This window comes from Campylobacter sp. BCW_6889, assembly GCF_001762535.1.
Taxonomy (GTDB): Bacteria; Campylobacterota; Campylobacteria; order Campylobacterales; family Campylobacteraceae; genus Campylobacter_D; species Campylobacter_D jejuni.
Genome location: NZ_MJWZ01000075.1, coordinates 1 through 19,256 on the forward strand (window position 1 = coordinate 1; position 19,256 = coordinate 19,256).

Here is a 19,256-nt window from a genome sequence, read left to right on the forward strand (position 1 = left end):
CTCTTGTTTTCTATCTTCATCTTCTAAGATTTCATCTAGTCCTTGTGCGATTTGAAGTTTTAAATTTTGCATTTTTGCAGGAGCTAAAAAACTAAAATGATATTCGTTTAATTCTTTATTATCTTCTAAAGCATTTTTGATGATTTTATCATACTCATGTAGCTGTGTAAAATACCCTACTCCTAAATCTTTGTTTTCAAATTCCTTATAAGCACTTTTATAAACTTTAGCAATGTTTTTTGAGATAATAAAATAAAGTTTGATTAAATTAGTATCAAAGCTAAGATTTAATTCTTTAAATTCATAATCTTTACTAAAGTCTTGTTTGAATTGATTAAGAATATTTATATCCTCTATATCTTTTAAATCTTTTAAATCTATATTAAATTCATTTAAAGCCTTATTTTGTTCTTTTTTTTCATTATTGATTAAAAGATTATAGATAGGTAAATTATCTTTTTGAAATCTATCACTTTTATAATGAAGTCTTATTATAGGTTCTTTTAACTCTATTTGATTTTTACTTTGTTCTCCTAAGCCCTCTTTAGGATTAAAGCTGTGATCAAATTTAAACTTAGTAGGAGTAAAGCTTACTTTTAAAGGAAAACCTTTATCACTAATACAAGCTGATATGAGTTCTTGTAAGATTACATATTCATTATTGACTTTCTTTTGAGATAAGGATCCTTTTACATTAACAACTTTAGTACAAGGAACACTTACACCTGCTATAGTATTAGGACAAGCTACTATACTAGAGTTTAATAAATCACTTTCTAGCATAATAGGCACACCATCATCTTTAAAAGTTTTTCCTTTGTTTGATTTAAGTATGACTTTACCTCCATGGATACATTCTAGGTTTTGATTTTCTAAAAGAGCATGAAGTTTAGCTATAGCTTGTTTTTTATCTACTTGTGTGGTTTTTTGTTCTTTTAAAGTGTTTGAAATTAAGTCTTTATACTCTAAGCTTTGTTTGCTTAAACATTCTAATTTGATATTTAAAGAATTTTCTATAATAGAATAATTAAGCAAGCAAAGTTCATCATTTTTATAAAAGATACTAAGTCTTCCTAAACCACTGCTTTCATCTTTAGGAGAAAAATAATAACTAGGTGTATCTTGTTTTATAGTATTATCTTGATCTAATTCTCCAAAGTAAAAAGGATTGTTAGGAAGTTCATTTGAGCCTGTAAGGAGTATACCTTGAAAATAAATTTTAGAATGAGTTAAATCAACATTTTTAGCCCTTAAGACTTCACAATCAATCACTTCTTTATCATTAGCAAAAATTGTTTCTTTTACTTTTTCAAGAGGCATGAATTTTCCTTAAATTTTTAGTCATTTTATGATAACTTAAACTCCAGTATTTATCGCTTTTTTCTCCTGCTAAAACATTAAAATAAAATTCATTTCTATCTTTTTGATATTCTTGTGAGATATTACCATAATCATATTTATGATAAAGCATTCTTGAAAGCATTTCATCTTTAGGTATAAAAATAAAAGGATAAAACTTACTCACACTAAAATTATTATATTTTTGACTCAAATCTAAATCTTGTATCGCAATAGCTTCATAATCATTATCTGCTTTTAAAAGTTTAATTTGTCTATCTTTTCTATCGAAATAAATCAATTCAAAATCGCCTTTTATGCTTGTATTAAATTTTTTAGTGATAGATTCCAAACAAAAATCTAATTTATTATATATACTTTTAAGTTGGGAGGCTTTATCATAAAATTTTTTAATACTTTCATAATATCTTTGATTTTCTATATCTTTTTTACAAAAAGTTTGTATTTTCTTTTCTAAATTTTCCTGATTTACATAACATATATAATTATTATCTAGCATAGATCTAGTCCAAGTAATAAAAGCTCTTGCACCTTTTACGCTTTGTAAATTATCATCAATGTTTTGAAATTTCAAAAAGATAGAGTGAAGAGATTTGATCAAGCCAAAGATATCTATCAAATTTCCAGGCACTTTATATTCATCATCAATAAGCTCTATTCCTATATCAGAAAGTTTTTGAATAACCCAAGTAACGCAGTTGTTTTCAAGAAGCTTATAGGTAAATTCTTCATTGATTGGTTCTTTGCTATTAGGTGTAATTTCTTTTGTAGTATTAAAATCATTTTTAATATTTGCAAGTAGGATTTCATATTGTTCTTTAGAAAGTTCTAAAGTGCAACGATTAGAGGGTTTGAAAGCTTGGGGGCTTCTTAGTTTTTTAATAATATAACAATTTTTATCAATATTGCTATCTAATACATATTGGTTATTGTTAAATACTTTGTCAGGAGATCCTATAAGAGATTCTGCAACATTAGCAATTCCAGTTCCAAAACCCCAAAAACCATCATTGAATTCATTAGGTTCTTTAGCTTCATACCATTTTTGATCTATCTTGTCCCATTCTTTGTTTTTAAGATATTCTTGTCTTAATGTTTCATCTGCTTTATCAAGCTCATCAGGACTTTTGCCTTTGGTAAGTCCTAAGAAAGCGTGGGTGAAATCTAAGCCGTTTCCATTATAAAGACTAACTAATATTTCATATTCTAAAAACTCATCAATATAAATCGTTGCATAATATTTCATTTATAAAATCCTTTCTAATATGTTGCCAGTCCATAAAAAAAGAACAATGTGCAAGTATAACCCAAGGCGAATAGTAAAACACTAAACATAAACTTTCTTTTAAAAATGGATATTAAGAAAAATACTCCTATACCACAACAACCAACAATAAACAAGCTTAAACTAGAAAAATAAAATGCTAAAAATATAAATACCGCAGATAAAACCAAAGGAATGGCATTATAAATATATAATAAATTAAACATTATGCAAGAATATACAATAACAAATAACTCTATTGCATTTCTATCAAATATTAATAAAAATAAATTCTTATCATATTTACCATAACTAATGTAAATGTAGTGAAAAGTTAGAATAATATAAGTTACCAAAGCAAGAATCAAGCTACACACAAACCAAGCAATTTGTCCACTTGATATATTGTCTATTCCTTTGCTTTCTAGCTTTGTTTTGAGTTTAGAATAAATAGGAATTTGCAAATTTACTCCTAATATAGATAAATTGTTTTATTATAACCAATCTACTTAATACTTTTAATTAATTTAAATTCTTTGTTTTTAAGATATTCTTGTCTTAATGTTTCATCTGCTTTATCAAGCTCATCAGGACTTTTGCCTTTGGTAAGTCCTAAGAAAGCGTGGGTGAAATCTTCTCTTTGCCAGTAACACTGATTTTTAAAATCCAAAAAACATTCTACCAATGGATCAATATAAATCGTAACATAATATTTCATTTATAAAATCCTCCTAATAACTCAAATATATATACCATAGCCACTAAAAAAATATATCCACATAAAAAAGTTATTAAAATTCTCCAAGCTCTTAAAAAGATAAAAATTACAGGTGCAAAAATAAAAAATAAAATTTTAAAATTATAGATAAACTCATGATATTTCATATATATAAATATTAATATCACAAGCAACAATAATGCAAAAAAATTTTTAATATAAAGCATATTCAATATAAAAATAAATAACATAATAAATAAAATAGTGAATTGATCATAATTGTTACTGATATAAAAATATACCATAGGAATGATAAAAATCCCTACACTACATACAAACCAAGCAATTTGCCCACTTGATATATTGTCTATTCCTTTGCTTTCTAGTTTTTCTTTGAGTTTAGAATAAATAGGAATTTGCAAATTTACTCCTAATATAGATAAATTGTTTTATTATAACCAATCTACTTAATACTTTTAATTAATTTAAATTCTTTGTTTTTAAGATATTCTTGTCTTAATGTTTCATCTGCTTTATCAAGCTCATCAGGACTTTTGCCTTTGGTAAGTTCTAAGAAAGCGTGGGTGAAGTCGATTTGCTTTATGCTTTCACCCAGGGTTTGAAAAAGATCATTCATTTATATTTTCTCTAGCTTGTTCCATAAGTTCTTTTGTACTTACTTGTGGTTTGTAATTAAATGATTTAGAATAACTTGAAGCATTTGCACATTCTTTGATTTTAGATTCTAACTCTGTAGCATTTTTTGGATCTTCATAGTATTACATACTTTTTTGGCTCTGAAGAGCAAGCAGAAAAAACACAAGCAGTAACTACACTTAATAAAGCTAGTTTGATTGTATTTTTCATTTTTAATCCTTTTTTTGTATATTTATAATAATTATAATATACTATTATTAACTAATAATATATAAAAAATATTTTTTATATATTATTATATATTATGATTACAAAGAGTAACTATTATTGTCTAGTTATCTCTTTTTCAGGTTGTGTTTTTTCCATAGATTTAAAAGCTTTAAGTTTATTATGAAAATCAATAAAATTTAATTGTTTTTTGACTTCATGCTACCTACACATTTAGAAGATTATTTAGAATATAAAACAAAACTATCACTAAAAAATCAAAGAAACAAAAATAAATATTATTTATTAATAAATAATAATATATAATATTATACAAAAATATAAAAAAGGTTTTTTTATGATAATATCTGTTGTAAATAAAAAAGGTGGTGTTGGAAAAACTCCTTTTGCTTTTTCAATTGCTAAAGATTTAGAATATTTTTTACAAAGCAATGACAATTCTATTATAGAAAAGATTTATCCTGAAAAAGCAAAAATTTTACCAACTCCAAAAAAATAGATAATTGCGTTTATGATTTTGGTGGTTTTGTAGAAAAAGGGGTATTAGATATTATTAAAGAAAGTAATAAGATTATTATTCCTTGCACGAGTAATTACAATTCTTTACTTAGAACATTGGAAACTTTAAATGAAATAGGTAATGATGATAGAGTTTGTATCTTGGTTACAGATTATAGAGATGAGAAAGAGAAAAGGCAAATTTGTGAAACTCTTGAAAGCAATTTTACAGATTTAAATCTCTTTTTCTTTAAATTTTCAAAGATAATTGAAAATTCTATGAGTAGTGGAGCTTCTTTTACTGAACTTTATAATGAAAACAATCTTTCAAGATTAAGTTATACAAATTTTTTCAATGAGTATCAAAGACTTTTAGATTTTATTAGAAAGGATAAATAATAATGGAAAAAAAACCCTTTACAATAGCAGAAGCTTTAAACTCTGAAACAAGCTCTCAAAAAACATATAGTAAAGCTGATAAAAAATCAGCTGGGAGAAAAACTATAGATCAAAAACTAAGAAGAGACAATTTAGTAGTTTGCAGACTTAATGAACAAGAAATGGAAATTTTGAAAAAATTAATGGATTTAGATTTAGTAAGTGAATATGGCACTTATATAAGAAAATTAATCTTAAAAGAGGCACGAGCTTTAAATATTAATAGTTAAAAATGTTAAAATATCCTTGCAAAAAATAAAAAGACAAATTGAAGATGAAAAAGATTATGACGGTCGAAGTTTATTTGACTTAATCGAATTAGAATTTTCACAAGGAGAAGAAAATGAGTTGCTTAACTCTAAGTAAGTTCTTATTAATGTTTTTATGTTAAAATTACAGCATCATTAGCACATAGAGGGGTCTTTTTACATAATATTTTTAAAATGACGACTCATTTTGCCTTCAAGATTTAGCAAATAGGACTACATATTATGGATTTGTCCAATAAAGATACAGAATTTTCTATAATTCAACCAAAAAAGACTGCTGTTCTTGTAGATCTTTCTTTTTTATTGAAGGATACAATACACACAAAAGCATTAAAACAATGGAAGCCGCAGAATTAGCCAAAAGATTAAAAGACTATGTGTGGGAAACTCTTAGAAGAAGTGAAGACTATTTATATAGAGTTTATATTTATGATTGCGAACCGTTAGATAAAAATGTTCCTATGCCTCCTATAGAAAAAACTGATAAATCTAAAAATTTAAACAAAACTACAACTTATAAATTTAGAAGTGAATTATTAAAACATCTAAGAAAGCAACCGTATTTTGCTGTAAGATTAGGTGAAATTGATGTTAGCGAACTAAGCAATGAAGATTTTGTTATAGATATTAAACAAAAAGGTGTAGATATGAAAATAGGACTTGATATTGCAACTTTAGCAAATAAACACCAAGTGGAAAAAATCATTTTAATTACTTCGGATAGCGATCTTGTTCCTGCTGTAAAACACGCTAGAAAAGAAGGGCTTATTGTGCAATTAGATACTATGAGATTTCCAGAAACTCGAATCAAAAAAGGTTTATTAGAACATATTGATATTCTCTCATCCGTTTTTATTAATAAAAATAAAAATGGTAATTAATTATTGTTTTTTATTTTGCTAAATAGATAACTAAAAAATCAATATTGTTAAAAGAAAAAATGAATGAATTTTTCAAAAAAACTAAATAAAGTTTTACCAGATAAAGAAATTAGCAACGAAAAAACATATTCTCGATCAAGGTAAAGAATGAATAATCTAACAAATTTTAATGATCTGTTTTCTCAAATGAGATTATCTTCTTATAATAATATTATGATAACCTTAAACTTGTAGGAAAAATCACTCCAAAAATTGCTACATTAGAAATTATTCTTAGAAATAAACTAGATAATAAATTATCAGAGAAAGATAGTAATTGGATAAAAAATTCTAATGATGAAAATATTAAAAAAGCTAAAGATGAAATTGAATATAGAGAAAAAAATAGAAATTTATCTCATCATCAATATCTTTCTCGTATGAGCTTAGGAGCTATTATTCATCTTATCAAAGAAAATAAATTACAAAACTCTATAATGGATTTAAAAAATATCAATTTTAGAAACTACAATCGACACAATAGAAATTTCTTTTTTGAAAATGGTATAAAATTACGCTTTAGAAATACGCATAAGGTTGATATTGTTCTTAGCTTATTGCAAAATCTAAGAAATAGAAGTTATCATTGGGAAAATATTTTAAAAACTACAGAAAAAAATGGCAAACATTATCCAAGATTAACGACAAAAATAGAAAACACTCATATAGGATTAAATCCACAAAAAATAGATTTATTCTTAAGTGATTTAATTAAAACATTTAACGAAGAAATTTTGGAATATTGTTAATATAAAAAAAGTGGGCTACTAGGAAGCCCTTTGAATTTAATTGCAATTATAGCAATAATAATATTAAAGGAAACTAAAAGGATATACGATGCCACAAAAAAGAATTTATCTTTATGTTCCATTTAAAGACAAAGAAAAAGTAAAATCATTAGGGGCAATGTGGGATGATAAAGAAAAAAAATGGTTTGCTCCAAAAAGCTTAGATAAAAATATTTTCTCACAATGGTTTTATCCGTACCAAAATAAAGAATTTTCATTTGATGAAAATGAAGTTTTAACTACTTTTAAATCTGCTTTAGAAAATCAAGGTTTAATTATTGATGGTTCACCTATCATGGATGGCAAAATCCACAGAGTAAAAACAACAACAGATAAAGGCAGAGAAATGAGTGGAGCTTATAGTGGATTTTTAGATAAATACCCTGCTGGTTTTATTCAAAATTTTAAAACAGGTATTAAAGAAAATTGGAAAATGCCTTTAGAAAATGCAAAACAAAACATTGTAAGTTATCAAACTCCTAGCCAAAAAAGATTACATAATTCTACAAGCAATAATACGAAACAAGACATTTTAGAGCTTCAGCAAAAAACAGCATTAAAAATTGAAGAAGAATATAATCAAGCTAATTGGACTCATTCAAATCATCCTTATTTAAAGAAAAAAGGTTTTAGTGAAAACTTTTATCTTAAGCAGGATAACAAAGGTTCTTTACTTATTCCCTTAAAAGATGAAAATGGCAAATTATGGTCTGTGCAAAGAATATTCCCAAATGGTGATAAAATTATTGGTGTAATTAAAACTAAAGAAGAAAAAGAGCAAGGCATTGAATATTCTGTAAAAAATCTGGATGTTTTCACCTAATAGGTGCAAAAAACCTAGAATATTGCAAAGAATTTATCATAGCAGAAGGCTTTGCTACTGCTGCAACTATATACAAAGCACTCAATAAGCCTGTAATAATGGGTATAGATGCTGGAAACTTATCAAAAATCGTTGAAACCCTAAAAAACAAATTTCAAAACACTCCTATTACCTTAATAGCCGATAATGATAAAAAAAGAGAATTAAAAGGTCTTTCTAATGTCGGGGTGGAAACTGCAAAAGAAATTCAACAAAAATTTTCAGATATTAAAGTTATTATTCCAAAAATCAGCAATCAAGAAGCAGAACAAGGAATAAGTGATTTCAATGACATTTTTTTAAATAAAGGGCTTGATGAAGTCAAAAAACAATTAAATTTTATTGATTTTCATAATAAGCTTAATACCTTTGAAAATCCTACAAAAACAATATCTCAAAAAGATATTACAAGATAATTCATCATATTAAAATAAAAAATAATTATTTTGTGAAATATTATATAATAATATTATTATTTAAAATTAATTTTATTATATATTAATAAATATTAGTATATTATAGTTACTATAAATATATATAAAATTATAGAAAAAGGAACTTTTATGCAAAATTTAATTAAACTAAGTTTATTAAGTGTAGTTACTGCTTGTGTTTTTTCTGCTTGCTCTTCAGAGCCAAAAAAGTATGTAATACTATGAAGATCCAAAAAATGCTACAGATGGAACAAGTAGAGAAAATATAAATGAATGATCTTTTTCAAACCCTGGGTGAAAGCATAACAATAAATCATTGATGCTATAAGACAAAAAGTCACAAATAATAAGGTTGTTTGAAAGTAAATACTATTATATATTACTAATTTTTAATATATAATAGTTATTTTTAGTAATTAATATTATATGTTAAATTGGTTTTATGTTCCGCATTAAACCAAATCAAGGCATTAATATCTGAACAATTAGTTGAAAATATTTCTATAAATTCTCCCTCAAACCCAATATCGAATAACAAAGGTATTTCATAAATTTTAAGCCTTTTAGCTTCATTTACACTATTTGGGCTAAAAATAGAATCTATTTCGTTAAATAAAAAATTCTCCTTGTTTTGCCTGACAATTTTGACATATATTCATAAGGTAGTAACTTTTTGTTGTATTGGAATATGAAATTTTCATATTATTTTTTTAAAATACTTTCTAGCTCTTGAGAATAAGACAAAATATTCCAAATCATTTTAAATTTTGAATTAAATTTCCAATATTTTTTTCACAATCTAAAAAAGAAGATTTTAAAGCCCCAAAAGCATAAACTGGAATCATCTTAGGACATTTCCAACAAGTAATAAAATCTTCAACAATATACAAATTCTCAGTAACATAAATAGTAAAATTTCTATTTTCTAAATAATCGATAAGGTAAGTTAAATTCCTATAATCTTCTAAATACCAAATTTTATAATCATTATTCCACTTAATCTTATATTTTTTAATTTATCCTTATTAGAATAAGGAATATTAAGCTTAATATTCATAGTTTTTCTTTTTTAAAATCTCTTTATATTTTCTTACACTCTTAAGAGTATTAAATAAACCTATCAATACTATAATAAAAATTATAAGCAATAAAAAATAGTCTCGAAAGAAAACTAAAATATCTTCATAAATAAAGAATTTAAAAGAAGAATTAAAAAGATTGCAAAACTTAAAACCATCATAAACATTGAACCAAAATACAATTTTTCTAAAATATTAAGTTTATTAGGCTTTAAACACTTTAAAAGAATATTTTTAATTTTCACCTTCTTTCTCCATTTTTTAATTCTTATGATATTGTAACAAAATAATAAAAATTTTTTTTATTAAAACTTCTTTTTTGGAGTTATCAAAATCATTTTTTTATGATTTTATACAAAAGTTCAAAAATTTTAATTTTTGATTTACCTTTTTTAATATTATAAAATTTAATAAATTTAAGAATTTAGTAACTATTCTATTTATGTCAATTTTTTAATAACTTATGGGTGATTGTATGCTGATTTTGCTGACATAAATATAATAAACTATTCTATTTATGTCAATTTTATATTTTAGATGAAATTAGTATTTTTCAAAAAAATAATTTTTTATATAGATATAATAAGTATTGACATAAATATAATAATTTTACTATAATTACTTTATAAAAAGTTGTTAATTTGCACTAAACTATTCTATTTATGTCAATTTTTAGGGTGTAAATTAATTGTTTGTTCTATTTATGTCAATAGCAAGGAATTAAATGTTACTAAATATTATTATTGAAAAAGATCAGGATGGATATTTTGCACGCATTCTAGAGCTTGAAGGTTGTGTTTCGCAAGGAAATACCTATGAAGAAACTTTAGCTAATATAAAAGAAGCTGGGGAGCTTTATTTAGAAAGCCTTGCAAATGAAGAAAAAAGGATTATTGAAAACAAAACAACTTCAATTATTCCAATGGTTTTAGCAAATGCCTGAATTGCCAAGATTGACTGCAAAAGAAGCAGAAAAGCTTTTATTGCAAAATAATTTTTTGATTGATAGGCAAAAAGGTAGTCATAGAATCTATAAAAAAGGACTTTATAGAATGGTTATTCCTCATCATAGCGGAGAAATATTACACCCTAAAATCATAAAACAACTATTTGAAATTATAGAAGTAGCAAAGGATTAAAAATGCCTAAACGCAATACTATTAATACAATTACACTTGGAATTTTTAGTGATGAGAATGTTTCTGTAATTTGCGAAGACACCATTAAACTAGAAAGAGGTTCTGTAGCTGTATTAAGTGGCAATAGTGAAGTAGGAAAATCTTTTTTAGCTTTAAAAGTATGTGCTAATGCAATTAATGATGGTTTAAAACCTTTTTTTGGAGTATAGAAGATAAGAATAAAGCAATTTTAGAACGCATTAAAAATATAGAAAATTTTTATCCTTTTAATAGTTTAGAATTTGAGTTTTCAAATGAACTTCCAAAAATTGATAAAGAACCTATGAATAGCTTAAAAGAAGAACTTAATGAGTTAGCAGATTGTGATTTAATCGTTCTTGATACTTTTAGTGCATTCTTCTCAATCTTGGGCTTTAAAGATCAAAATAATCAAAACGATGCGCAAAATTTCTTTAATATTTTAACAGATGTAGCAAAATCAAACAATCAAGCTATTTTATTACTTCATCACTTAGATAAAAAAGGTGAAAGTCTTATGGGTAGCTCTGTAATTATAAATGCCCCTAGACTTGTTTATAAACTCTCATTTCAAAAAGGAGAAGATAAAAACTCTACAACTTATCGCTTACTTGAAGTGCTAAAAGATAATAATAATATCAATGCTGGCGAGTTTCAAAAAACAATCAAAGTATTAAAGAACTCTAGCATTGATGAACCTTTAGTTAAAGATATAAAAGTGGAAAATATTGACAATCATACCTTAGAAATTATCAACAAAAAAGATATTTCTGCTGTAAGTGTTAATGATTTAGCGGAAGGCTATGTAACAATGAATGAAAATAGAGGAGTTTTTTATTTAAGCTCACGAAAGCTTACTGATTCTAATTTTTATAAAGCATTTAAAGAAAATGACAATAAAATAGAATTTGGAATGCTTGGTGCAAATGGTTCATCATATGCTATTACTCTTAAAAATTCTTTACTAACGCAAACACATAGAAGTATTTTAGATGCTTTATTTTTATATATCAAGAAAAATGTAGATACAAGTGTTATTAAAAAATATCAAGAAAATTTTTGGGATATGGAAGTAAGATTAGAGCCTTATAAATTTTTAAAACAATATCTTAATAAAGCTCCTAGTAATTATTCTTGGTTAAAACAAAAATTTACAGAAATTTCTCGTTTTGCATATGATTTAGCCTTTACGCAAAACATTGAAGATAAAGATAAAAAAACAATTACACAAAGAGATAAAGGGATTTTAATGTTTGATTCTGTAGAGCGTATCACAAAAGAAAATGGCGTGATTGTATCTGTATTTGTATTGACAGTTCGTAGGGAATATATCAAAAGACTTGAAACAGAATCTACTCTTTCATATGATGATGACTTATCAAAAATACTCATTGATTTAAATTCTTTAGTTGCACAGGATTTAATTAGATTTTTGACAAGTTTTCCTGATAAGAAAATCCTTAGTTATAGTGAGTTTTGTGAAATTAAAGCTTATAGACTTTATAAAGAAAGTTCTATCATTTCAAAACAAAAAAAGGAGATTGCTAAATTAAAAGATAAGCTTATAGAATTTGGAATTAATGTTTATGGCAAAGGTATAGAATTTGCAAATTATGATGATGAATTTTTTATAACAAGTATAAAAATGAAAATGATTTGTTTTTTATCTACCAAAGTAATAATAGAGTAAAAAGATATATTAAACGTGGTGATCCAATGAATCGATTAAACACCAAAAGTAATAAATTTATCTTACAGAAGTCTTTATTTGAGTGAATCACCTATCTGCTAAAGCAAAGTGGGTTTCTTGCTTCAACGAATAGATAACTAGTATATAACCATTTTTGATACCTACTAGAGCTATCTTTACCCCAACTAGCATTAGCAATAGATTTAGATAAGTGTTTGTTTTTAATTAGTCCTTTAATATTTAGATTTTCAACAGCTATAAAATCATATAAATTTGTGATTTCATCGCTTATCTTATGCAAATAATAGAAAAAGCAAATATTGTTCTTAACCTTTTACTCACAATCAGAAATAGAAGTTTTCACTGGGAAAATTTATATAAAACAAAAATAACAAATCAAAAGGCTTTAGCTCCTAAATCACATAATACCTTTATAGGCGTTATGCTAAATAAAATCAATGCTTTTTTAAGTGATTTAATAGAGAGTTTTGAAAAAGATTTAAATAGCTACTTAAAATAATATTTAAGATGGGCGATCTCGATCCGCCCTTATAATGATTTTAAATTATATCATACAATTAAAAAATTGTCAATTTAGTTTATATTTAGTATTGCTCTAAAATGTTGATTGTATAATAACATAATATTTAGATTTTCGTTTTAAAGGAGTGCAAATGAGTGATACTATTATTTTAGGTATTTTATTAGAGAAGTACAATAATGCTAAATATAAAAAAGTCGGAAACTGTATTAAACTTCGTTATCAATATAACAATGCAAATGTGAATTTATATTTTGATGGTTATGATAAAAATTATCCTTCAACTTCTATAATATTAGCAAGGGATAAATCTTACTATATTACTTCTTTTAATGTGGATAATTTCGATGAAAAAAATCAATATTTAGATAAAATTCCAGATCCTATACTTAATCTTATTAAAGATGAGAATAACAAATTAACTTCATTTTATAATGAGATGAGAAAGCGTATCAAAGAAGATAATTTCCAAAACATTAGTTACAGCAGTGACATAGTGTTTAATAATACTATGCAATATAATAAAAATAAAGAAAATGGTAATCCATTTTTTCATTATATTAGAGCAGCAGTAATGACACCTGAACATTTTAAAAAATTATTCCATAGTATGAATATTTCAAAAGAAATTCTCATGAAAATTCAACAAGCAGGATTTACCATTGTAACTACAAACGACCCCAATAAAAGAAAAAATTTTTATGAGGAACTAAAAAGTAAAGAAATTTTTATAGAAGTTTTATAATAGAACATATTAACGATAAAGACTTTGCAAGAACAAATAGCCGAAAGCCACGCCTCTTTCGGTTAAGTGTTTTTTGTTACAATTGTATTAAGCTTAGACTAAGTGTGGTTTTTATAGAATTTTCAACGGTTTTTTGAGTGAGATAATCAACGAGCTTGATTATCTCGTTAATTAATTCTAAGACAAGAACTAAAAAATCAATGACTACTCATCATGTCTCCTTCTTATAACCAAAAGAGTAGCCATGCTTAATACGCTTTAATTATAGTATTTTTGAATGAATAAGTTTTAATGTTTTATATGAAAATTTGGGTGTTATCTCAATTCTTTCCTATAATTTGTTTTTTCTTCATCATTATGAAAAACCATTGTTTCAATACAATTTTCTTTACAAAATTGTTTTATTTCATAATTATTGTTTGTTTCATAGAATTTAACAAGATGGGTAAAAAACTCATTCATATCATTCTTAGCAATTGCCAAAATACCGAATCCATTTTCAATTAAAATTTTATTAGCAATTAGCATTGAAGTTCTTTTATTTCCATCAAAAAATAATTGACTTCTCATAAGATATAGCATCAAATCCAATGCTACTTCTTTTTTATTTTCATTTTTTAAAATTGTTTCTATATTTTTACTAACCTCATAATCAATAGGTAATTTTGGTTTAAAATTTGTTCCACTTATTTTAACATCAGCTGTTCTTAAAAATCCTAATTTATGAACCAAATCTCTGCCTACAATCCTATTAAAGTCCTGTATCAAACTCAAACTAACTTTTTCATTAATGGTATCAAACAAATAATTCCAAGCTCTTTTGAGATTTAAAATTATTGTTAAATCTTGTATTGTTTTATCAGGAACACTAAAGCCATCTATAATCATTTGAGTTTCAGGAAAAGTAACATTTACACCTTCTAAATTCGCGGATTTCCAAATAATATCTACAAGGTTTCTTTTTGCTAAAAATATATTTTCTTCTAAAGTTAAATTTCTCATTTTAAATCTTTCCTTCATAAAAATCCGCCTTGAGTTTTAACTCTTGGCGGAAATAACCCTAAAGGCTTAACTATGAAACGACATAGTAAGCGTTTTGTGAGATTATATCTAAACTTTAGGTTTTTTAAGTTTAAAATGGAAGTATTTTTAGCAAAACCGCAGGACAGAAAAGCCCCTTTAAACATACAAAGACAACAAGATTAAAAGAATTGCGTTCGGTTTATAAGTGATACTTAATAAAAAGTGTGTATAATACATACTCATAAGGATATTATAGTGAGTAAAAAAGATAAAATTATTAAAGATTTAAAAAATAATCCTAACAATGCGCCCTTTGAAACGCTTAAGATTTTATTAGAAAGCGAAGGTTATGAATGTTTTAATAAAGGCGGATTACATTATCAATTCAGAAAAGAAGAATGTGATCTTATTACTATTTCATTTAAACGCCCTATAAAGGCTATATATGTCAAAATGGTTTTAAAAGCTATAACAGGAGAATGAATGATGAAAGACTTAGATTACTATCTTAATCTACCTTATGAAATTATTATAAAAAAACTTGATGAAAAAGATGGCGGAGGATATTTTGCAAGATATAAAGATTTCCCTTATATTATGGGAGATGGTGAAAATGAAATAGAAGCCTTAAAAGATCTCAAAGAAGCATTTAAAGGAGCATTAGAAGTTATGCTTGAAAAAGGTGATTATATTAAAGAACCTATTGATAATGAAGCAAAAATTAGAATTAATATTACCTTGCCTAAAAGCTTAGTAGAGGCAATAGATACAATAAGCGATAATAGAAGCAAATTCTTAGCTGATCTTGCAAATAGTGCTATAAAATCTTATAAAATAAGCACCTAAAAATTGACATAGTTAAATAAAAAAAATCCGTTTTAAACTCCTAAAAAATAGGCATTTTATAGTATAAATACTTGCAAAAATTATTAAAAATGGTATAATTATGTTATATAAATTGAGAAAGGAGTTGCTTATGACCCTTATTATTGAAAATGTTAATGAAGATTTTTTACCTGCATTCAAGGGTTTAGCAAAAAGCATAAATGCCAAATGTAAAATTTCTAAGCCTAAGTTGAGTAGTTTTGAAAGTAAGATATTAAATGCAAGCAAAGAACTTGATAAAGAAAAAAAAGTCAATACTGCATTAAGCTTTAATTCGCATCAAGACTTTGTGAAAGCTTATCAAAATGGTAAAATATAAAATTTATTACCATAAAGATTTTATAAAAGCTTACAAAAAAATAAGCGATGAAGAGCGTAAAATAACTGATGAAGTTATTGTAAAACTTTCTAATGATGAGAATTTAGAACCTAAATATAAAGATCATCAATTAAAAGGTGTATTAAAAGATTTTAGAGAATGTCATATAAAGTCTAACTTGTTATTAATTTATCAAAAACATAATAATGAGTTAGAGCTAAATATTTTAAAACTAGGTAGTCATAGTAAGTTATTTAAAAAATATTGAAAGGAATAAAGATGGATAAAGCGCACTTAATTATTTATTTAGCAGTATTTGCATCTATCGTTAGTGTCTTAATAACTTGTTGTCTTTTGTATTTAATCAGAGATAGGTTAAGCAAATTGTTTTCTAAAAATACATTATTGAAAATCAAGAAGTTTTTAAAAGAGAATTTTGAAGATACTGATGACTCATTAAGATCACGCTCATCAACTTTTGAAAGTGATTATATTAATGATCCAAAATATAGCTTTATGATAGGAAATATATACCATAATGTTAATCGCCATCGCCACTAAGCCTAGTTAAAACTAGACTCAGTGCATTATTATTTATAAGCATCATTGATTTTTTCATTTCTTTCTTTGATAGCAGTTCCTGCTTTTTTCTCAGCTGCGCCTGCTGCTTTTTCTACATCAAATGCCAGTCCTTCTGATTCAACTTTAGCAGGAGCATTTCTTGTTTTCAAGAAACCTTGATATCTTGAATTTAAATCGTCTATGGCTTTATTGTGATCAGTCATAACACCTCTTGGATCATAATAATTATGTTTTGTTTGCTCGTGTAATCCATTTGAATTGACATTAGAGTTTACTCCTGCATAGTGTGATAATCCTTGCATATCTCCCCTTGCAGCCATATTTTCAACAGCATTCACAGCAGAAGCCACATTTTCTTTATTAACTACGCCACCATAATTTTCATTGATATAACCTTGAACGATAGATGATCCGCCATCATAACCCACTGAATTATTAAGTGTTTTAGCTTCATTATAGCTATCCATAGAACTTTTGATGCTAGCAGAATTTGTAACATTTCCTGTTTTAAGAAGGTTATTAAATGAAGCACTTGCATCTCTATTTTTGCTAATTTCATTAGAAATACTTTCGTTAAAGGTTTTATTAAAGGTTTCTTGTTGATTTTTGCTTAGATTTTGATACCAACCTTCAGATTCTATTGAATTTGTAGATAAACTACCTCCTATATTAATATCTATATAAGCATTTTTACCTTTTCTAAATCCAAGACTACCACCAATTTTTCCTTCCATCACATCTTGATAAGCTTGCGATACATCCACACCTGTTGCTTTAGAATAAGCATTAGCTAAAGCATGTTGCGTTGCATTAGCAATAGCACTTCTATCGTTTTCTGATAAGGCTAAGCTATCTCCTTTTCCGCTAGCAACTTCTAAAGCTCTTTGAGATAGGTTAGAATTTTGAATCGCATCACTTAGAGCGTGCGCTCTTGTTTCTAAATTGCTTGCAGTCATACCCGCATTTAATCCTTTAATAGAAGCATTACCTATAGAACCATTAGCATTGATTACAGCGGAACTTCCAGTCATATTATCTTTAACTAATTCGCCACCATGTTGCATATCTCTTGTTCCCATAAAACTTCTACCACCTGCACCAAACGAAGATTGAAGAGTATTATAACCTGCACCCACAGCCCAAACTTCATCTCCTCTAGGAGCAGCAATGCTAGTTTGTGTAGATAAGGCTTGCTGATTTGCAAAGCTTCCAGCAGCTCTTGAAGCACCTGTTAGAGCTTGAGATAATCCAGAAGCAAAAGTTATAAATCCTTGCTCACTTGCTTTAGCAATTGCATAAGCTAAAACAGGAGTACTCATTACAAGATAATTCATGAAATTTGATCTATTTGCTACTTCTTTGAATATAAGCATGTTATCTCCTAAGCTTAAAGCTGCTTTTCCACCTGTTATTACTTGTGCAACTTTCATAAGATTATAATCATTTAGATAGTTAATAATACAAAGAATAGGAGTCCAAAGCACTATCCAAATACATAGAGTAAAAAACATCTTAATATGTGCGTAAGAGCCAAATACAATAGAAAGCAAAGCAACAAGCCAAGATAAACCTATGATAATAGCTGTTAAATAAGCTTTAGCTAAAGGCAAATAAGTTTGCGCCATGTGTCCTTGTGCTTGCATACTTGCATAAAATTGCTGATCCGCATAAGCAGTATTTGCAGCCACAGAAGCAGGATTTAATCCTACTGATTTAGCGGTATTAATGATTGCATCTTGAGAAGCAAGCATTATCATGGATTGCTGTAAATAAGATCTAGCACTTACAGCTTGTTCGTTATAGATTTGTGCAGCGCCTAAGAACTTTTGCTCATAATTTGTCATATCATCTACCATACCAAGCAAAGCAGCATGAATCTTCATAGCTTCATCTGTATCGTTTTGAATCATTTCAACGATTTGAGGACCTGCATCAGAACAAGGTACAACACTTTGTTCTTCAACATTATTGTTATTTTTAAACAAAGGAGTAAGCTGAGAGCCATTGCCTATGTTTGTGAAAAGATCTTGCATTAAATTATCAGAGTTTTGAAAAAGATTTCTACCTTGTTGATTAAGCAAGATACCTACTGAAACGCAGTTTCTAAAATAAAAATCAATATTTTTTTGCAAAGTTGCATCAATAGCCGAAAGCTTTACGCTTGGTAAAGTACTCATCACTTGAAGTGAAAAACCTAAACCTGCGTTAGAGAAATTTGTAGATTGTGGAGTTGAAAAATGTTTTTCCATAGCTTCTAGGATAACCTTCTCAAATTGTGTCATTAATGCAAAGCTTTTTCCTATGCCTATAGGAATTTGAGAAATGACATAATCTTTACTTGTTACTTCATCGTGAATCATGAAGCGGTGATTATTGTCATTTGGCGCCCTTAAAAACATCTGCCACACTACAGCAAAAAGTATAAACATTTTTCCAAATTCAAACACAGGATTTGTTTGTCCATCCATTGCTTTTTTGATACTAAAAAGCAATAATGAGATAGCTAAGGCTGCATTAACGATATAACTTGTTTCAGTGGTTATACCTTTAACAGCTTGCATGATTTCATTCATCACATCGCCATAACCCCAAGTATAAATTAAATTGCTATTAGCTATTTCAGTTGCACCAAATAAAAATGAAGGTGCAAAAAACAAAGTGCTAAAGAATAAAAAGTAAAATCTTTTCATGGACTGTTTTAAGAAGTTAAAGAGTTTGTTTGGTATAATTATAAAAGGTAGATGCCAAAGGCGGCTACCTTTGGCATTAATCATAACCTAGAAAGGCGGTGATTAAATTG

The 19,256-nt window shown here is 26.6% G+C and carries 20 protein-coding genes and 4 pseudogenes; 15 read left to right on the forward strand and 9 right to left on the reverse strand.

Annotated features, from left to right (window positions below; genetic code table 11):
* The 6 genes from AJ939_RS08355 to AJ939_RS11000 all read right to left on the reverse strand — a co-directional run.
* A partial coding sequence (locus tag AJ939_RS08355; protein ID WP_186820436.1) for a hypothetical protein occupies positions 1-1,035 on the reverse strand: 1,035 nt, incomplete at its 3' end.
* 274 nt (positions 1,036-1,309) lie between these two features.
* Entirely contained in the window at positions 1,310-2,605 is a 1,296-nt protein-coding gene (locus AJ939_RS11245) for a hypothetical protein (protein WP_070276727.1), read from the reverse strand.
* 14 nt (positions 2,606-2,619) lie between these two features.
* A complete protein-coding gene (locus tag AJ939_RS08365) occupies positions 2,620-3,087 on the reverse strand; it encodes a hypothetical protein (RefSeq protein ID WP_002799345.1) in 468 nt (155 codons plus the stop codon).
* 41 nt (positions 3,088-3,128) lie between these two features.
* Positions 3,129-3,341 (reverse strand): hypothetical protein, encoded by a 213-nt coding sequence (locus AJ939_RS10780; RefSeq protein ID WP_070233498.1) that lies wholly within the window; start codon positions 3,339-3,341, stop codon positions 3,129-3,131.
* A complete protein-coding gene (locus AJ939_RS08375) occupies positions 3,338-3,763 on the reverse strand; it encodes a hypothetical protein (RefSeq protein WP_002883973.1) in 426 nt (141 codons plus the stop codon). Before AJ939_RS08375 ends, AJ939_RS10780 begins: the two co-directional genes overlap by 4 nt.
* A 41-nt stretch (positions 3,764-3,804) precedes the next feature.
* Entirely contained in the window at positions 3,805-3,978 is a 174-nt protein-coding gene (locus AJ939_RS11000; protein ID WP_180371444.1) for a hypothetical protein, read from the reverse strand.
* A gap of 585 nt (positions 3,979-4,563) precedes the next feature.
* On the opposite strand from AJ939_RS11000, the pseudogene AJ939_RS08380 reads away from it, so the two are divergent.
* The 8 genes and pseudogenes from AJ939_RS08380 (at position 4,564) to AJ939_RS08415 (ending at position 12,447) form a co-directional block, all read left to right on the forward strand.
* Positions 4,564-5,123, forward strand: a pseudogene (locus tag AJ939_RS08380) (hypothetical protein).
* A 2-nt stretch (positions 5,124-5,125) separates the two neighbouring features.
* Positions 5,126-5,392 carry a hypothetical protein gene (locus AJ939_RS08385; RefSeq protein WP_002804244.1) on the forward strand — a complete coding sequence of 89 codons (267 nt, stop codon included), beginning with the start codon at positions 5,126-5,128 and terminating at the stop codon, positions 5,390-5,392.
* Positions 5,393-5,769: 377 nt separating this feature from the next.
* Positions 5,770-6,312 (forward strand): NYN domain-containing protein, encoded by a 543-nt coding sequence (locus AJ939_RS08390; RefSeq protein WP_070233497.1) that lies wholly within the window; start codon positions 5,770-5,772, stop codon positions 6,310-6,312.
* Positions 6,313-6,731: 419 nt separating this feature from the next.
* Positions 6,732-7,100: a hypothetical protein gene (locus AJ939_RS08395; protein ID WP_250535477.1), complete on the forward strand. Its 369-nt coding sequence runs from the start codon at positions 6,732-6,734 to the stop codon at positions 7,098-7,100.
* An 88-nt stretch (positions 7,101-7,188) separates the two neighbouring features.
* A pseudogene (locus AJ939_RS08400) lies at positions 7,189-8,417 on the forward strand (DUF5710 domain-containing protein).
* A 1,821-nt stretch (positions 8,418-10,238) separates the two neighbouring features.
* Positions 10,239-10,457, forward strand: a complete 219-nt coding sequence (locus AJ939_RS08405; protein WP_002818418.1) for a type II toxin-antitoxin system HicB family antitoxin — start codon at positions 10,239-10,241, stop codon at positions 10,455-10,457.
* Positions 10,450-10,653, forward strand: coding sequence for a type II toxin-antitoxin system HicA family toxin (locus AJ939_RS08410; RefSeq protein ID WP_002779783.1), 204 nt, complete (start codon positions 10,450-10,452; stop codon positions 10,651-10,653). The genes AJ939_RS08405 and AJ939_RS08410 overlap by 8 nt, the downstream gene beginning before the upstream one ends.
* Before the next feature lie 2 nt (positions 10,654-10,655).
* Positions 10,656-12,447, forward strand: a pseudogene (locus tag AJ939_RS08415) (AAA family ATPase).
* An 89-nt stretch (positions 12,448-12,536) separates the two neighbouring features.
* Here AJ939_RS08415 and AJ939_RS10785 read toward each other — a convergent pair.
* Positions 12,537-12,665 (reverse strand): annotated as a pseudogene (locus tag AJ939_RS10785) (RNA-guided endonuclease TnpB family protein); the annotation flags it as partial.
* Here AJ939_RS10785 and AJ939_RS08425 point away from each other — a divergent pair.
* Together AJ939_RS08425 and AJ939_RS08430 are read left to right on the forward strand one after the other, a co-directional pair.
* Positions 12,657-12,881, forward strand: a complete 225-nt coding sequence (locus AJ939_RS08425) for a hypothetical protein (protein ID WP_070233496.1) — start codon at positions 12,657-12,659, stop codon at positions 12,879-12,881. The pseudogene AJ939_RS10785 and the gene AJ939_RS08425 overlap by 9 nt on opposite strands.
* A 154-nt stretch (positions 12,882-13,035) precedes the next feature.
* Positions 13,036-13,647 (forward strand): DNA repair protein Rad50, encoded by a 612-nt coding sequence (locus tag AJ939_RS08430; protein WP_070233495.1) that lies wholly within the window; start codon positions 13,036-13,038, stop codon positions 13,645-13,647.
* Between the two features lie 315 nt (positions 13,648-13,962).
* On the opposite strand, the gene AJ939_RS08435 is transcribed toward AJ939_RS08430, so the two are convergent.
* Positions 13,963-14,649 (reverse strand): Fic family protein, encoded by a 687-nt coding sequence (locus AJ939_RS08435; RefSeq protein WP_171822127.1) that lies wholly within the window; start codon positions 14,647-14,649, stop codon positions 13,963-13,965.
* 276 nt (positions 14,650-14,925) lie between these two features.
* On the opposite strand from AJ939_RS08435, the gene AJ939_RS08440 reads away from it, so the two are divergent.
* The 5 genes from AJ939_RS08440 (at position 14,926) to AJ939_RS08460 (ending at position 16,435) form a co-directional block, all read left to right on the forward strand.
* Complete coding sequence (locus AJ939_RS08440) at positions 14,926-15,153, forward strand: hypothetical protein (RefSeq protein ID WP_044780704.1); 228 nt, start codon at positions 14,926-14,928, stop codon at positions 15,151-15,153.
* Positions 15,154-15,156: 3 nt separating this feature from the next.
* Positions 15,157-15,516 (forward strand): type II toxin-antitoxin system HicB family antitoxin, encoded by a 360-nt coding sequence (locus tag AJ939_RS08445; protein WP_002779573.1) that lies wholly within the window; start codon positions 15,157-15,159, stop codon positions 15,514-15,516.
* Between the two features lie 130 nt (positions 15,517-15,646).
* On the forward strand, positions 15,647-15,874 hold the full coding sequence (locus tag AJ939_RS08450; protein WP_002819580.1) for a hypothetical protein: 228 nt from the start codon (positions 15,647-15,649) through the stop codon (positions 15,872-15,874).
* A complete protein-coding gene (locus tag AJ939_RS08455; protein ID WP_044779584.1) occupies positions 15,861-16,142 on the forward strand; it encodes a type II toxin-antitoxin system YafQ family toxin in 282 nt (93 codons plus the stop codon). Before AJ939_RS08450 ends, AJ939_RS08455 begins: the two co-directional genes overlap by 14 nt.
* Positions 16,143-16,153: 11 nt before the next feature.
* On the forward strand, positions 16,154-16,435 hold the full coding sequence (locus AJ939_RS08460) for a hypothetical protein (RefSeq protein ID WP_070233494.1): 282 nt from the start codon (positions 16,154-16,156) through the stop codon (positions 16,433-16,435).
* A 29-nt stretch (positions 16,436-16,464) separates the two neighbouring features.
* On the opposite strand, the gene AJ939_RS08465 is transcribed toward AJ939_RS08460, so the two are convergent.
* Complete coding sequence (locus AJ939_RS08465) at positions 16,465-19,146, reverse strand: conjugal transfer protein TraG N-terminal domain-containing protein (RefSeq protein ID WP_070233493.1); 2,682 nt, start codon at positions 19,144-19,146, stop codon at positions 16,465-16,467.
* Positions 19,147-19,256 lie beyond the last annotated feature (110 nt).

Coding starts and splice junctions, on each gene's coding strand:
- AJ939_RS11245 (WP_070276727.1), bottom strand. CDS start 2,605: ATGAAATATTATGCAACGATTTATATTGATGAGTTTTTAGAATATGAA.
- AJ939_RS08450 (WP_002819580.1), top strand. CDS start 15,647: ATGACCCTTATTATTGAAAATGTTAATGAAGATTTTTTACCTGCATTC.
- AJ939_RS08455 (WP_044779584.1), top strand. CDS start 15,861: ATGGTAAAATATAAAATTTATTACCATAAAGATTTTATAAAAGCTTAC.
- AJ939_RS08395 (WP_250535477.1), top strand. CDS start 6,732: ATGAGCTTAGGAGCTATTATTCATCTTATCAAAGAAAATAAATTACAA.
- AJ939_RS08430 (WP_070233495.1), top strand. CDS start 13,036: ATGAGTGATACTATTATTTTAGGTATTTTATTAGAGAAGTACAATAAT.
- AJ939_RS08445 (WP_002779573.1), top strand. CDS start 15,157: ATGAAAGACTTAGATTACTATCTTAATCTACCTTATGAAATTATTATA.
- AJ939_RS08465 (WP_070233493.1), bottom strand. CDS start 19,146: ATGAAAAGATTTTACTTTTTATTCTTTAGCACTTTGTTTTTTGCACCT.
- AJ939_RS08385 (WP_002804244.1), top strand. CDS start 5,126: ATGGAAAAAAAACCCTTTACAATAGCAGAAGCTTTAAACTCTGAAACA.
- AJ939_RS08435 (WP_171822127.1), bottom strand. CDS start 14,649: ATGAGAAATTTAACTTTAGAAGAAAATATATTTTTAGCAAAAAGAAAC.
- AJ939_RS08390 (WP_070233497.1), top strand. CDS start 5,770: ATGGAAGCCGCAGAATTAGCCAAAAGATTAAAAGACTATGTGTGGGAA.
- AJ939_RS08405 (WP_002818418.1), top strand. CDS start 10,239: ATGTTACTAAATATTATTATTGAAAAAGATCAGGATGGATATTTTGCA.
- AJ939_RS08425 (WP_070233496.1), top strand. CDS start 12,657: ATGCAAATAATAGAAAAAGCAAATATTGTTCTTAACCTTTTACTCACA.
- AJ939_RS08410 (WP_002779783.1), top strand. CDS start 10,450: ATGCCTGAATTGCCAAGATTGACTGCAAAAGAAGCAGAAAAGCTTTTA.
- AJ939_RS08460 (WP_070233494.1), top strand. CDS start 16,154: ATGGATAAAGCGCACTTAATTATTTATTTAGCAGTATTTGCATCTATC.
- AJ939_RS10780 (WP_070233498.1), bottom strand. CDS start 3,341: ATGAAATATTATGTTACGATTTATATTGATCCATTGGTAGAATGTTTT.
- AJ939_RS11000 (WP_180371444.1), bottom strand. CDS start 3,978: ATGAATGATCTTTTTCAAACCCTGGGTGAAAGCATAAAGCAAATCGAC.